The organism is Bacillus sp. SIMBA_008 (assembly GCF_046535495.1).
In the GTDB taxonomy this organism is placed as follows: Bacteria; Bacillota; Bacilli; order Bacillales; family Bacillaceae; genus Bacillus; species Bacillus subtilis.
The window spans coordinates 1-238 of record NZ_JAWRWL010001226.1 but is presented as its reverse complement, the minus strand read 5'-3'; the positions used below and the strand labels follow the sequence as shown (position 1 = coordinate 238).

Annotated in this window: 1 protein-coding gene; it reads left to right on the top strand. The window is 45.0% G+C overall.

Going from position 1 to position 238, the window contains the following annotated elements; genetic code table 11:
* A partial coding sequence (locus SB658_RS27340; protein ID WP_410603693.1) for a winged helix-turn-helix transcriptional regulator occupies nucleotides 1–238 on the top strand: 238 nt, incomplete at both ends.

Here is a 238-nt window from a genome sequence, read left to right as displayed (position 1 = left end):
AGGAGGAAAATGGAAAGGAGTGATCCTTTATCATTTGACTTGCGGTCCAAAACGATACAATGAATTACGCCGGCTTCTGCCAAGAATTTCTCAGCGTGTTCTTACGCTGCAATTGCGCGAACTAGAACAAGACGGCATTGTTCACAGAGAAGTCTATGAGGAGGTCCCTCCTCGTGTCGAATATTCACTCACTTCTCTAGGAGATACGTTAAAGCCTATCATCTTCGCTATGCGTGAA